This window comes from Paenibacillus sp. FSL R5-0623 (genome assembly GCF_037974265.1).
GTDB lineage: Bacteria > Bacillota > Bacilli > Paenibacillales > Paenibacillaceae > Paenibacillus.
In genome coordinates, this window is sequence record NZ_CP150233.1 from 341,159 (window position 1) to 354,975 (window position 13,817).

A 13,817-nucleotide genomic window follows, 5' to 3' on the forward strand; every position below is an offset into this window, starting at 1 on the left:
ATTGAGACTATTGCTCTACACTTAATGTCTGATAATGTCGAAATATATATCATATGAGCTAAGAGGAGAAATGAGCATGTTTCGTAAACGTACTGAATCGACCAAACACCTTCGTATAGATGCGTATCAGAATTTACTGGAGTATAGTCGTAAACTGGTAGCAAACGCAGAAAAGGGCGACTATGACGCATGGATCGAAGATGGCATTGAGTTTCAGGATACCGATGAAATAGCTAGTAATATCAAAAAAGCAGTACATATGATGAAAGCTCAAAACGAAGACGTGGAAATGCGCCTTAGAATGCTGAATCAGGCGATGCATGTGGGATTATGGGAATCTGAAATTGTTGCTGGTGATCCACTGGATAACAACAATATCGTCGCATTTTCGAATGAATTCCGCCAAATGTTAGGCTTCCATAATGCCAAGGATTATCCCAATTCATTTGCAAGCTGGGCGAAATCGATATATCCGGATGACAGACCCCAACTGGTGCAGGAGATTATGAAACATGTGAATGACATAAGAGCAACAACTGCCTATAACGTCATCAGCCGTATGATTACTAAAAGTGGAGAAATTCGCTGGTTCCGATGCCTTGGACAAGTCATCCGAAATCAGGCTGGAGTTCCGGTCAAACTTCTGGGTATCATGTTTGATATTCATGAGGAGAAGAGCAAGTCTGATGAGCTGGAAGCACTCGTCACCCGATATGATCTGGTTAACCGCGCATTGGTGGAGGCACCGTGGGATATGACCGTCGTGGCTGGAGATGTGGTTAATCCAAATAATGAATTCTGGTGGTCACCCCAGTTCCGTAAAGAATTAGGGTTTAAAGACGAGCAGGATTTCCCGAATGTGTTCAACAGCTGGAGCAGCCGACTTCATCCGGAAGACCATGATCGGACGATCAACGAATTTGCCAGACATATGAACGATTACAGTGGTCGTACACCGTACGATCTGGATTATCGTCTGCAACGCAAAGACGGGGAGTATCGGTGGTATCACGCGGGTGGGGAGACCATTAGGGATCAGGATGGAGTACCACTCCGTGTAGCTGGAACCATTCGAGATGTCACCCATGAGAAGAATAAGGAACAGATCGTGGAAGCCATGAATCTGAAGACAAAACAATTGTCAGAGTCCATTGGCGAGATGGTACGTGGAATCAACTCGATTACCGATCAGGCACAGGATCTGGTTACTGCACAGGAGTTATCTGCCGATGCAGCTATTCAAGTGAAGAGCAGTGCAGATGATACGAAGAATATCACCGTGTTTATTCGAGAGATTGCCAGTCAGACGAATCTACTGGGGTTGAATGCAGCAATTGAAGCTGCACGAGCGGGAGAGCTGGGACTGGGATTTGGCGTCGTTGCAGGAGAAGTGCGGAAACTGGCTGATCACAGTTCAGAGGCCACAGTAAATATCGAAGATAGCATGCAGAAGATGAAAACACTGATTGATCAGATTCTTGAACATATCGGTAATATGTCCACGTTAACGCAAAATCAGGCTGCCCTGACACAGCAGGTGAATGCTTCAATGGATGAGATTAATACCATGTCACAGGATCTGGTTGATTACTCGCGGAATCTATAATCTCGAAGCCGTCTGTTGTAACATCAGACTCATTGGCAAACATCATCAACAAAAAATCCACCGGGATGCATTTCTGCTCTCGGTGGATTTTTTGTATTTTCTATATATAGCTAAGATGTATAGCTTCAGTTACAGCTATTGAATTAAACTTGTTGAACTTTGATCAGGTTTGTATTACCGGATTGACCGATTGGAACACCAGCGGACAATACAATGATGTCACCTTTTTCAATGTAACCTGTTTTGATTGCGTTACGCGTAGCCGATTCGAACATTTCATCCGTTGTCGTTACTTTGTCGCCCATAACCGGAATAACACCAGAGAGCAGGCAGATTTTCGCCAATACTTCTTCATGTTGTGTAACTGCGATGATTGGCGCTTTTGGACGATATTTGGAGATCATGCGTGCTGTGAATCCACTCTCAGTCGAAGTGATGATTGCTTTTGCATTCAGTACGAGGGAAGAACTTACAGCGCCCTGACTGATAACTTCAGTAATATCAGCGATCTGTTGAGCCGATTTTTGTGCGAATTGCTCTTTGTAATCGATCATTGTTTCAGCACGGCGAGCAACAGCAGCCATCGTGCGCACGGATTGTACCGGATATTTACCAGCAGCTGATTCACCGGACAACATCACAACATCAGCACCTTGAAGTACAGCGTTTGCCACGTCACTAACTTCGGAACGAGTAGGGCGTGGGTTCACTTGCATGGACTCCAGCATGTGTGTAGCTACGATAACCGGTTTACCAGCGCGGTTACATTTATCGATCATTTCTTTTTGCATCATGGGTACGTCTTCGATCGGCACTTCAACCCCGAGATCCCCACGAGCTACCATGATACCGTCAGATGCTTCAATAATATCGTCCAGGTTCGTCATACCTTCCTGGTTTTCGATTTTGGAGATGATCTGTACGTGGTCTACACCGCGTTCTTTCAAAATGCTGCGGATTTCACGGATGTCATCACCTTTACGAACAAAGGATGCTGCGATAATTTCGATATCGTTTTCGATCCCAAATCCGATGTGCATAACGTCACGCTCGGTTACACCTGGCAATGTCGTTTTGATTCCTGGCAAGTTAACCCCTTTGCGTGGTTTCAGAATGCCGCCACTGATAATTTTACAATGGATATCGGATCCTTCCACAGACAGTACAGTCAGATCCACAAGGCCATCATCGATGAGGATACGATCGCCAGGTTTCACAACGAGGTTCAGTTCCGGATAGTTTACAGAGATACGCTCAGCATCACCGAGAATTTCTTCGGTAGTCAGGATCAGCTCTTTACCAGCTTGCAGATGGCAGGATGCTTCTTTCAGTTTACCGATACGTACTTCCGGCCCTTTGATGTCCATCATGATCGGTACATAGGTGTTCAGTTCGGAAGCTGCTTTGCGGATATTGTTAATCCGTGTAACGTGATCTTCCAGTTCGCCATGAGCCATGTTCAGACGGGCAACGGTCATACCTTCCTGAATCATTACTTTTAACAATTCGATTGAGTCACAAGCAGGTCCCATGGTACAAATAATTTTTGTTTTTAACATGCTAATTTCCTCCTCATATTTAAGCTTATATGTGTATTGTAGCGTTTTCTGTCGAATCAGGGTATGAACTATAGTACAATGATTAGAGTATAGTCCGATAATGAGGTGTGTTATGGTCACTCCACTTGAAGTACGACATATTAATGGTGTCGGTTGGTACGAAGAAGCTGTGCAATCTCAAGAAACTTGGCGGCTTAGCTTGGTTACTTATGGAAAATGTGTATATTGGGTGAACGGTGATAAACAGATCATGGAAAAGGGTGAATTGCTCCTCATTCCAGGTGGTACCCCATATTACGGCAAGAGTATTCCTACAGTAACGCACACACAGATTGTCATTCAATTGCAACGCGACCATACGGAAACTCTGCCTGCACTGGAACGGTATGAGGCTTTGCGGCATAAACCTGGATGTTACGAGCTGATCCATCAACGCATGAGCGCTATTTATCAACAATGGCAGGAGCGTCCGTCTTATTATGTCATGATGAGCCAAGCCTTATTGATGGAAGTGTTGATTTATATGAACAGGGAGCTTGATCGTGGAGTTATCCCGCCGGAGAGGCATAATCATGTTGAACGGATGAAGCGATATATTGAGCGGCATTATCGGGAGAAAGTAACGAAGGAAGAACTCGGGGACGAGATTAATAAAACTCCCAATTATGCTGCTGCATTATTCAAAAGCATGACAAATCAGACCATCAGTCAATATGTCCATGATCAACGGATGAAACGAGCCATATATCTGCTCACCGAGTCACAACTCTCCATCCAGGAAATTGCCGAATTTCTCGGCTACCGGGATCTCTCTTATTTTTACCGCATATTCAAACGTATAACCGGAAGTCCACCGTCTGACCTTCTCCATGAACGTCCACCTATAGCATGAAACGCGTAGTCCAATCCAAATAAAGTTCTTCTATATAAGTAGGTTTAATTAAATGAGTACAAAAAAAGAGGGCATATGCCCTCTTTTGCTGTATAGCAGGATCATCATCCCGCCTGTTACATATATAAATGTCGTTATACATGACTGCTTGGATTAGAAGCTGTGAGTGGCTGCTTGCCTTTTTTTCGTGCATGCCCAAGACGAAGAGCAAAGACATGTACAGTCCAATACGCGGCCTCAGCAAACAAAATGCCTCCAGCGATGTCCAGCAAGGAATGCTGTTTTACAAACACCGTTGAAGCAATAATCAACCACAGCCATACCGACCAAGAAATCCGAGCCAAAGGTTTAAAGTTCAAGTGTCTGTTGATCACAATAAACAGCAAATAGCTGGTCAGAACATGAACACTTGGGAAACAGTTGAAGGGCGCATCATTAGTATAGATAAACTGTACTAACACGCTGCTCAGATCAGTTCCGCCGATCTCCGGTCGTGGGACATGGGTAGGGAACACCGCAAAGCAGACATTGGCAGCCATGACACCAACATTATAGGTAATCAACGTACGCCAGAATAGCGACTTGTTCGTCAGACCCAAATAGAGAAATCCAAGATACAGAATGGGCATCCAGCTAATGTACGGATAAATAAATTCTTTGAGAAAAGGAATCTGTGTGTCAATCCAAGCATAATTGTAGAACACATCACTTCCGGTGTTGCTGCCTAAAAAAACGTAAATGGAGCCTTGGAGCGGTATGCACAGAATAGCCAGTAAATGCCCCCAGCGCTGAAAGAATGCTTTCATAGTATCCCCCTGATTTCATTATGCATTGTGAAACTATCGTTAATGGGTACTTCATAGATATATGACGTTGAAGAGTCGCCACACCCCTGCAGCTTTGAACTCTTGTAATACTATAATGGACAGATAAAGGTATAAGCCATACCTGATTTTAGGTGAAAAGAAGTCAGGATAAGTCTCTTTTTTGTTACTTTTATAGTTTTATCCATAATAGGAATATTCAATATGCGAATGATGTGATACAACTATATTGGTATATAAGTTCTTATGACAACGGAAAACATAAATGAAACGAGGTAGGTGAATGTATGATTAATCCGCAACCCAAGCCAAAACATTCCTTTTCCGAGCGCAAACCTGTGCTCACCGTTGTGATTATTGAGTTGCTTCTCCTGTTAGCTGTATTTGCAGCAGGGGCCATTGCAACGATAAAACAACTGGACTACACTTTCCCTGTACTCATTTCCTTTACACCCATTGCAATGGTTCTGATGATCTATCTGACGTTAAGACGCAAGTGGGGAAAGACTGGCTTCCGATCTTTGCGAAGTATCCCAGCTGGCCATGCAAAGTATTATATTCCACTACTCCTTGTACTGGGTACACTTGCCCTGAAAGGATTTGGGGAGCTGAGCTTGTCACAGGTAGCCTTTTTCATCTTTTTTACCTTGCTCGTAGCTTTTGTAGAGGAAACGATCTATCGTGGACTTATTTTCAAAACATTGCTTCAAAAAAGTGCAGTGGCCGCAGTTGTGACCTCCAGCATCTTGTTTTCGATTACACATCTGCTGAACGCATTGTCTGGTCAGGATATAACGGATACGATCATGCAATTGATCTATGCGCTGCTCTTGGGAGCTGTACTTGCGTTATTGATGCTGAAGAACGGAAATATCGTACCGCTTATATTGTTTCATTTCATACATAATCTGATTCAATTTCTAGGGAATGATCTGGAGGACACAGGGACACTTCCTTACGATCTGTTTATACTTACAGTACTGATTGCTTACTGTGCATGGTTAGTGTGGAGCAATCGAACACATTCGTCCATTCCATCCAAAGGGAGTGAGCAAGCCAATACGGTTGTTCATTAATGGTATTGCGGGTATTGCTTGAAAGTAGTTATCATACAGTTTCCCGTCAGCAGTTGGATCATGGTATACTTCAGTCTGGCGGGAAGACAGATATGTTCATGATACGAGGTCTGCCTATCCGTACATTAGGTTTAGACAGTAGGTGATATAGTGGAGAAGACAGCACAAGGTGTAGCAGAATGGATGGTACAGGAGATTAAATTCACAGGAACACTTCATCAGGAAGCTGCCATAGAATATGTGAAGACCCATTTTGGTGAAGAGTTTGTTTTTGTGAACGAGAACGGCAATACATCCTTGTCCAAGGAAGTGAAGAAAGCTTTCCGAAAGCTTCATCGTGGTCAGATCGCCTGGGATCGGGATGCATTTATGTGGGCATGGACATAGTGTGTTATACTGGAGTAAGATGATTCGTTGGCTGTGTTGGATATGCATGTCAGATTATTATATAAAAAATGTATAAGATGGATTAGATCTGCATATCCTTTCATAAGACCGTACACAAGCGATCAGGCACATAAACGTGATAAACCCTGGCCCCACGCGTGTTAATAACATGTATTTCCAAAGCTGTTTGAAAAGAAAATACAAAGATTTGCTTTTTGGCTGAAATGGAGTTATAATAAAAACAAGTTGTAGAGAGTGGAAAACCTAATTCATATATTGTAAAGGGCGATCACTTATAGGTTTATGACTGGTACCTTTTTCAATGTGTGAATTTTTATTTGCTTGCTGCAAAGAACAAAGGAACATGTTAATCTTTATTTGGAGGTGTAATTCACATGCAAAACGGAACAGTAAAATGGTTCAACGCTGATAAAGGCTTCGGTTTCATCGAAGTTGAAGGCGGAGAAGATGTATTCGTACACTTCAGCGCTATTACAGGCGAAGGCTTCAAAACGCTGGACGAAGGTCAACGCGTGCAATTTAAAATTGTACAAGGAAACCGTGGTCCTCAAGCAGAAGAAGTTGTAAAACTGTAATTAAAGCATAGCTGCCTTTAACATGTTATAATGGTAAAGGCAGCTTCTTTTTTTTGATCAGTTATATAAAATTCGGCCCATTAGTTGTCGAGGCAGGAGTTCGGTGGAACGTGAAACTTCCGCTAAGTATAGGCTTCTGTGAAATAACGTCGGTTAGATGTTTTTCCATAACAAAGGGGGTAGAAGTCATGTATAATCGCAAAAAACCGTTGGAAGAGATTCCACAAGCTGATGCGGCAATCTGGGAATGTACGAGTGATACGTGCAAAGGATGGATGCGGGACAATTTTGCGTTTGATAACGTACCTACTTGTCCGATATGTGCTTCTGAGATGGTCAGCACGACTAGGATGCTACCATTGCTTGAGAATTCGAATAGTAATCTGAAAACGATGCCTAAAGGAAATCGGATTTAACATAGCTTACCCGCCTCTAACGAGGTGTTTTTTTTTAAGATCAAATTGACACCCTGTGCGAAGGTAAGGGTATTAAATATGAAGTTCCCGGCATTCGTTTTAGCGAATGCCTTTTTTGTATCATTTTTTAACAGAAAATATAATGTAAATGACGGGAATCACATGAAAAAAACAAAGACCCTTTTTGCTATAAGCAAAAAGGGTCTTTGTTATGACTACAATTTTACCGCTATCAGATTTGAGTTTTAAATGAACAGGAATGGCAGCAAAAACAGAGTTGCTACCAGAGCCAGTTCGATCCCTGCTCCTGCTCCATAGCCATAACCGCGACCGTATCCATATCGACCGTAGGCTGAAGATTTAACTTTTTTTGATGCAACAGCGTTTTTCTTGCTGCTTTTTACCAGCTGTTGTTTGGACTTGACTGAACATAGACGTGGTCCCTCGAAACATCCGTTCAAATAAACTTTGCCATCACGACATTGACTAAGCGTACCATACATATGCTTACCGTCGTTCATAACGAGACAAACGGAACGTCCAACGTGCGGAGAAACCGTTTCTTCACATACCGGATTAATTCTGTACATGCAAATCCTCCTCATTAGATGCGGTTGCCGCTTGAATTCAACGGTTTGTATATCATAGTAAAAAGAAGAGCAATTGGTATGGACGAGTACCCGGAAAATCGAATGGGGAGGAGCCGTTTTTGAATCTGCTCCATACACTGGGAGGAGTGAGGAGGGGTTTCGCGTGGATTATCATGACATGCTGGCTCGGTTAGGGGAGGGAAGTGCCCATCCTGGAGGTTTTTTGGCAACGCTGAAATTGCTGGATAGCTTAGCACTGCCTGTGGGTAGTCATATTCTTGAGATAGGGTGCGGCACTGGGAGAACTGCGTGTCACCTGGCTAAAAGTGGATATCGGGTAACGGCGATTGATCTTCATCGCAATATGCTGGATAAGGCAGTTCGACGGGCGAGACGAGAACGGGTGGATGTTCGATTTGTTCAGGCTGATGTAGCATCGTTACCTTTTCCTGAAAATCAATTTGATATGGTATTCGTGGAGTCGGTCACAATCTTCACCCCATGGCGGAGTGCACTTGCTGAGTATAGTAGAGTGTTGAAGCCGAGTGGACTTTTGGTGGATCGCGAGATGGTTCTATCAGGTCAGAAGACCGAATTGATGTGTCGCAGGTTAAAGCAATTTTACGGTATACGAACTCTGGTAACGGCTACAGCATGGAGTAAACGCCTCAAGCAGTGTGGTTTCACCAAGGTGGAGGTCAAAGAACATTCGCGTTCCATGGGAAAATGGGGCGTTGATCATGATCCACATCGGGAGATCGATATGAATTGGTTTGAGGATGAACGTATGCAGCGAATGAGTCAAACCAATGATCGTTTGCTCGCGAAATACGGCAAAAAGTTGGGATATGCTGTTTTTGCGGCTAGGGCGCCGTTGGAGGTCAAAAAGGGAAAATAGGAAAAAGGCAACTCACACAATCGTGTGGGTTGCCTTTGTTTTGTTCTGACAGTACGTACTACAGCATATCGTTGTCGATAATCCGCCAGTGGTGTTTGAGCAGGGCTTCCAGTTGGTTCTTATCTTTGGCTCGAAAAGCACTTAAAATTTGCCGGTGCTCTTCATTAACTTCGAGCAGTACCTCAGATAGCTTTGGTTTATTATCACTAACATACGACTGCCGGATGAAACTGTTCTTCAATGTGTTTAACATCTCAATGACTGTAGCGTTACCACATCGCTGAATGTACAGATTATGGAACTGATATTGGTTCTTGTTGTAGGCAGCAAGATCAAGTTGGCTGATATCTTCGTCCATTCGGACTACCAGAGTTTCCATCTCCATAAGTTCAGATGGTCTGAGATGGTCTGCTGCAAGTGTGGCGGCAAGCGCCTCCAGCACACCGATCGCTTGGGAGAATTCCAGTTTTTTGCCTGCATCAAAAGGAGTGACAATAAATCCCCTGCGTGGGATGTATTGCAGCAGATTGTCTGAAGCCAGCTGAAAAAGCGCCTCCCGGGTAGGTGTGCGACTGATGTCCAGCTTTTTGCATATTTCGGCCTCGTTGATCTTCTGGTTGGGAAGTAAAGTCCCGTCCTGAATCTTCTGGGCAATGTAATCGTATACGTGATCTTTCAAGGACCGGTATTTGGGTACCTCCATACCGAATCCTCCTTTCTATGTATAGTGAATAAATAGATGGGTGTGAGGCCGTACTGCACGCGCCGTTCAGGAGTTTCAAGTTTTTATCATCTTAACACCGAGGGGGAAGTTGGGCAAGCAAACTTCATGTTTCAGGCGATGTAAATGCTGTGTCATATATAGTACATTTTATGGAATTAAAGCGTATAAATGTTTAAATAATCATTGTGATAAACCAGATTGTTTGTTAGTATAACTTACATATAAGTCCATATATTGTCTTATATATATTGTATACAAATTATTTTGCTACTCATTCAAAAAAAGAATAGGGGTATGATGTGTGAAAAAAGTGCTGTTGCCAATGATGCTGTTGTTACTGGTTGTAATCATGTCCGCATGTGGGCAGGAAAAAACGACAGGAGCCGGATCGGAACCAGATTCATCCTCGGGAAATAGCTCGACAGCAAAGGAAGTCATTGTACTTGGAACCAGTGCAGACTATGCACCCTATGAATTTCATAAGAAAATCGATGGTAAAGATACCATTGTAGGTTTTGACATCGAGATTGCGAAAGTAATTGCGGCTGATCTGGGAGCCGAGCTGAAGATTGAGGACATGGACTTTGATGGCCTTCTTATGGCCCTCGGTACAGATAAGGTTGATTTTGTAATATCAGGCTTAACCCCTACCGAAGAACGGAAGAAGAATGTTGATTTTACGGATATCTACTATTATGCAGAGCAGGCTGTACTTGTTAGAGAAGGGGAAGATACGGCATTAAAGTCCATGGATGATCTATCAGGCAAACAGGTTGGTGTACAAAAGAGTTCCATTCAGGAAGGGATTGCTCAGGAGATAGAGGGGGCAAAGCTCACTTCTCTGGCCAAAATACCTGAACTGATTCTGGAGTTGCAGACGGGGCGTGTAGACGCACTCATCCTGGAGAAGCCGGTGGCTGAACAGTATGTGAAGAACCAAGAGGGGCTTGTTGTTGCAGGTGTGGAGATCGAACAGGCTGAAGACGAGGGTGGTTCGGCCATCGCGGTGAAGAAAGGTAATCAGAAGCTGCTGGATCAGATCAACACTACATTGGAAAAACTCAAAACGAACGGAGATATTGAACGGTTCGTCGTTGAAGCGAATGAGATGCTCGGCGAATAAACCGGACGAGTGAGGGATATGCCGTGAATTTAGATTTTTCCTTTCTATTAGAACATTGGCAGGATTATGCACGAAGTGCGTGGGTTACGCTTGAACTTTCCTTCTTCGGTGTATTGTTTGGTACGTTACTTGGTGTGATCATGGCATTAATGCGATTATCCCAAATATGGCCAATTAAATTTGTGGCATCGGCGTATATTGAACTCATTCGAGGAACGCCGATGCTGGTACAGATTCTTATTATTCATTATGGTCTGACGGTTATAGGTGTGAACTTGCCAGCATTTATGTCAGGGGTGGTAGCTCTGACGATGAATAGCTCGGCTTATATGGCGGAGGTGTTCAGGGCCGGGATTCAAGCGATTGATAAAGGACAGACCGAGGCTTCGCGCTCCCTTGGTATGACGCATGGTATGACACTTCGCTATATTATACTGCCGCAGGCTTTTCGTAACATGCTCCCAGCTATCGGCAATGAATTCATTATTATCATTAAAGATTCTTCGCTTGTCTCCATGATCGGCATAGCCGAGATTATATACACGGCCAGAACGATTCAGGGTGTTACGTTCCAGCCGCTTGCTCCGCTGCTTGTTGCCGCCGGCCTCTATTTTATCATCACATTTACACTGGCTAATTTACTCTCGTGGTTGGAACGTAGATTGTCTACTTCTCGCTAACTATTGATAAAGGATTGGATTCAAGAAAGGCTTGGAGTAGGCTGGAGTGGAAAAAGAGAGATGTAGTCGTAAATGGGGATGGCATCGCATACATTGTTATTGTATTTTGTATACAATATTTCGGAAAGGTGTTGGGTGTGTATGTCAGATTCCAAAATGTTAATGGATTGGTCGGAGCGTTATGCTGCACCTAATTATCATCCACTCCCTATTGTTATTGAACAGGCGGAAGGGGTATGGGTGGAAGACCCTGAAGGCTGCCGTTATATGGATATGTTAAGTGCATACTCTGCATTGAATCATGGTCACAGACATCCTGTGATCATACAGGCGCTCAAGGATCAGGCAGATCAAGTGACGCTGACATCTCGGGCATTCCATAGCAGCTCAGCTTCTCTTTTTTATCAAAAACTCTCACAATTCACGGGGAAATCGAAGATTCTCGCCATGAATACAGGAGCGGAAGCGGTGGAGACTGCGGTGAAGGCGGTACGTAGATGGGCTTATCGTTGCAAAGGTGTACCTGAGAATCAAGCCGTAATTATCGTATGCTCTGGTAACTTTCATGGAAGAACCCTGACGGTTACGTCCTTTTCTTCTTCAGCGGAGTACAAAAAAGATTTTGGACCGTTCACACCTGGATTCCGGATTATTCCCTATGGAGATATTGAAGCGCTGAAAAAGGCCATTACGCCAAATACGGCTGCTTTTCTTGTAGAGCCTATTCAGGGCGAAGCTGGAATCGTTATCCCGCCTGCTGGATATTTGGCTGAAGCTTTTGCTCTGTGTAAGAGCCAGCAGGTGTTGACTGTATCTGATGAGATCCAGACGGGATTTGGAAGGACAGGTCGCCGTTTTGCCTCCGACTGGGAAGGGGTTGAACCAGACATCTGGGTTATGGGCAAAGCGCTGGGGGGAGGAGTCATGCCCATCTCGGCTATCGCTGCTGATGCGGAGATACTTGATTTGTTTGAGCCGGGGTCTCATGGTTCTACGTTTGGGGGTAACCCACTCGCTTGCGCTGTGGCTATAGCAGCTCTGAAAGTTCTTGAAGATGAGAAGCTTGCCGAGCGATCGGAGCATCTGGGGAACTATTTTATGAAAAGACTTCGAGATATTCGCAGTTCAGCCATACGGGATATTCGGGGGAAAGGCTTATTTATCGGTGTTGAACTGCATGAACCAGCCCGTCCTTATTGTGAGCGTTTGATGTCTGCTGGACTGCTGTGTAAAGAAACCCATGAGACAACCATTCGATTTGCTCCACCACTGACGATTAAAGAGTCCGAAATTGACTGGGCACTGGAGAGAATTGAGCAGGTATTGATCAACAATGAGGGAGCTGACCTACATGAAAAATGATGATGATGTCCATGGTGGAATAAAAGATACTTCTATTGATACAAGTCAAACATCTGTACGGCGTAATATTGCTATCATTAAGGTTCCTTTTGGACTCGGTGGAGCGAGAGGTGGAGCGGAGTTGGGGCCGGATGAATTGATTACAGCTGGACTGAAGCGGGAGATTGCGAGTCTTGGGCTAGTGCTCTCCAAAGAAGTGCGGGTAGATTGTCCTTCTGAACCTGCTGCCCCTACTGAGCGGAATCGGGTAAAATATTTAAACGAAGTACGGCAGGTCAGCGAGAATGTGTTTAATGAAGTATCTGTTGCGTTAGAGGAGGGGGCCTTTCCGCTTGTGCTTGGAGGAGATCATAGTGTAGCGATAGGTACTTTCGCCGGACTAACTGCGCATTATTCTAATCTTGGGGTGATCTGGTTTGATGCGCACGCAGACTTGAACACGGAAGAACGAAGCTTGTCCGGCAACATGCATGGGATGAGTGTGGCTGCATCCTTGGGGCATACTGCATATAATCTGTCTCACATTGCTGGAGCAGGCGCATTTATAGATCCATCCAACTTGGTCTATATTGGTCTGCGTGATCTGGATGAGTATGAGAAGGAGCAGATTAAGGGGCTGGGCATCCAAGCATTTACGATGCATGATATTGACAGGATGGGTATACAGCAAGTTGTTGAGCAAGCGATAGCTATAGCTGGAGAAGGAACGGATGGTATCCACGTTAGCTTTGACATGGACTGTCTGGATCCGCGTGAAGCTCCGGGGGTAGGCACACCTGTACCGGGTGGTTTGAATTACCGGGAGGCACATTACGCATTAGAGCTACTTGCTTCCACGAATCAAGTTACGTCCATGGAACTGGTTGAGGTGAATCCGTTGTTGGATCACAATAGACACACGGCACGACTTGGTGTGGAACTGATTGCTTCGTTACTTGGTAAGCGTATATTGTAAGCACTGAGAAGTGAAGCGGAGTGTGTAAGCTGTGCCTGAGGAGTGTACTTTATTTATTATAGAAGGAAAGAAGAATATGATCTCTGAAAACCGGGGCTAGTCACAATCAATTGTTCACTGCAATCGCAG

At 44.3% G+C, this 13,817-nt stretch carries 15 protein-coding genes; 11 read left to right on the forward strand and 4 right to left on the reverse strand.

Annotation, left to right across the window (positions count from 1 at the left end):
- Nucleotides 1–76: 76 nt before the first annotated feature.
- Nucleotides 77–1,606, forward strand: coding sequence for a PAS domain-containing protein (locus MKY92_RS01595; protein WP_339298860.1), 1,530 nt, complete (start codon nucleotides 77–79; stop codon nucleotides 1,604–1,606).
- A gap of 143 nt (nucleotides 1,607–1,749) precedes the next feature.
- Here MKY92_RS01595 and pyk read toward each other — a convergent pair whose 3' ends face one another.
- A complete protein-coding gene (gene pyk / locus MKY92_RS01600; RefSeq protein WP_062838171.1) occupies nucleotides 1,750–3,165 on the reverse strand; it encodes a pyruvate kinase in 1,416 nt (471 codons plus the stop codon).
- A gap of 112 nt (nucleotides 3,166–3,277) precedes the next feature.
- On the opposite strand from pyk, the gene MKY92_RS01605 reads away from it, so the two are divergent.
- Entirely contained in the window at nucleotides 3,278–4,057 is a 780-nt protein-coding gene (locus MKY92_RS01605; RefSeq protein WP_036607966.1) for an AraC family transcriptional regulator, read from the forward strand.
- Between the two features lie 134 nt (nucleotides 4,058–4,191).
- On the opposite strand, the gene MKY92_RS01610 is transcribed toward MKY92_RS01605, so the two are convergent.
- On the reverse strand, nucleotides 4,192–4,863 hold the full coding sequence (locus tag MKY92_RS01610; protein ID WP_339298861.1) for a phosphatase PAP2 family protein: 672 nt from the start codon (nucleotides 4,861–4,863) through the stop codon (nucleotides 4,192–4,194).
- 305 nt (nucleotides 4,864–5,168) lie between these two features.
- Between MKY92_RS01610 and MKY92_RS01615 the strand changes: the two genes are divergently transcribed.
- From MKY92_RS01615 to MKY92_RS01630, 4 genes are all read left to right on the forward strand, one after another.
- The gene (locus MKY92_RS01615) at nucleotides 5,169–5,957 is read left to right on the forward strand and encodes a CPBP family intramembrane glutamic endopeptidase (protein WP_339298862.1); all 789 of its coding nucleotides are present in this window, start codon (nucleotides 5,169–5,171) and stop codon (nucleotides 5,955–5,957) included.
- Nucleotides 5,958–6,107: 150 nt separating this feature from the next.
- Nucleotides 6,108–6,344, forward strand: coding sequence for a hypothetical protein (locus tag MKY92_RS01620; protein ID WP_036607962.1), 237 nt, complete (start codon nucleotides 6,108–6,110; stop codon nucleotides 6,342–6,344).
- Nucleotides 6,345–6,739: 395 nt separating this feature from the next.
- A complete protein-coding gene (locus MKY92_RS01625; protein ID WP_024633772.1) occupies nucleotides 6,740–6,940 on the forward strand; it encodes a cold-shock protein in 201 nt (66 codons plus the stop codon).
- A gap of 188 nt (nucleotides 6,941–7,128) precedes the next feature.
- The gene (locus MKY92_RS01630) at nucleotides 7,129–7,356 is read left to right on the forward strand and encodes a cold-shock protein (protein WP_017691121.1); all 228 of its coding nucleotides are present in this window, start codon (nucleotides 7,129–7,131) and stop codon (nucleotides 7,354–7,356) included.
- A gap of 245 nt (nucleotides 7,357–7,601) precedes the next feature.
- On the opposite strand, the gene MKY92_RS01635 is transcribed toward MKY92_RS01630, so the two are convergent.
- On the reverse strand, nucleotides 7,602–7,946 hold the full coding sequence (locus MKY92_RS01635) for a hypothetical protein (RefSeq protein WP_339298863.1): 345 nt from the start codon (nucleotides 7,944–7,946) through the stop codon (nucleotides 7,602–7,604).
- A 163-nt stretch (nucleotides 7,947–8,109) separates the two neighbouring features.
- On the opposite strand from MKY92_RS01635, the gene MKY92_RS01640 reads away from it, so the two are divergent.
- Nucleotides 8,110–8,844: a class I SAM-dependent methyltransferase gene (locus tag MKY92_RS01640; RefSeq protein WP_339298864.1), complete on the forward strand. Its 735-nt coding sequence runs from the start codon at nucleotides 8,110–8,112 to the stop codon at nucleotides 8,842–8,844.
- A gap of 58 nt (nucleotides 8,845–8,902) precedes the next feature.
- On the opposite strand, the gene MKY92_RS01645 is transcribed toward MKY92_RS01640, so the two are convergent.
- A complete protein-coding gene (locus MKY92_RS01645; RefSeq protein WP_221825677.1) occupies nucleotides 8,903–9,547 on the reverse strand; it encodes a GntR family transcriptional regulator in 645 nt (214 codons plus the stop codon).
- 322 nt (nucleotides 9,548–9,869) lie between these two features.
- Between MKY92_RS01645 and MKY92_RS01650 the strand changes: the two genes are divergently transcribed.
- From MKY92_RS01650 to rocF, 4 genes are all read left to right on the forward strand, one after another.
- On the forward strand, nucleotides 9,870–10,691 hold the full coding sequence (locus MKY92_RS01650) for a transporter substrate-binding domain-containing protein (protein WP_339298865.1): 822 nt from the start codon (nucleotides 9,870–9,872) through the stop codon (nucleotides 10,689–10,691).
- Between the two features lie 23 nt (nucleotides 10,692–10,714).
- Complete coding sequence (locus MKY92_RS01655) at nucleotides 10,715–11,371, forward strand: amino acid ABC transporter permease (RefSeq protein WP_339298866.1); 657 nt, start codon at nucleotides 10,715–10,717, stop codon at nucleotides 11,369–11,371.
- Between the two features lie 141 nt (nucleotides 11,372–11,512).
- Nucleotides 11,513–12,733 carry an ornithine--oxo-acid transaminase gene (locus tag MKY92_RS01660; protein ID WP_339298867.1) on the forward strand — a complete coding sequence of 407 codons (1,221 nt, stop codon included), beginning with the start codon at nucleotides 11,513–11,515 and terminating at the stop codon, nucleotides 12,731–12,733.
- The gene (gene rocF / locus MKY92_RS01665; RefSeq protein ID WP_339298868.1) at nucleotides 12,723–13,688 is read left to right on the forward strand and encodes an arginase; all 966 of its coding nucleotides are present in this window, start codon (nucleotides 12,723–12,725) and stop codon (nucleotides 13,686–13,688) included. Before MKY92_RS01660 ends, rocF begins: the two co-directional genes overlap by 11 nt.
- Nucleotides 13,689–13,817 lie beyond the last annotated feature (129 nt).